Consider the following 296-nt stretch of genomic DNA (forward strand, 5'->3'; position numbering starts at 1 on the left):
GGGTCAGTACGAGTTCTAGACGCAGGCGCTGCTCATCGTTGCCAATGACGCAGATGTTGAGGGCCCGGAGGCGGCCGCGTACGAACGCGGGTATCAGGTCGGCGTCGAAAAGGCGTTGGACGAGTTCCGGACGCTCGTCGATGATGAGACGTACGAAATTGGGGGCCATGCTGCGACGTTTGTGACGAAGCTTGCGGATCGCGTGCAGGACGCGCTGCTCAATAGCGCAAAGGGCTCCGGCACGGATACGGAGGCTGTATACCCGGACCACGAGCGCGATGACGTGGCCGAAAAGG

The 296-nt window shown here is 61.8% G+C and carries 1 protein-coding gene; it reads right to left on the reverse strand.

Features of this window, described 5'->3' with window-relative positions; all coding sequences use genetic code 11:
* Positions 1 to 296: hypothetical protein (locus tag AC1RPR_RS08710; protein WP_481763555.1), on the reverse strand; the 296-nt coding region annotated here is incomplete at both ends.

Source organism: Dellaglioa sp. CoH-57-MRSF-22 (assembly GCF_056781895.1).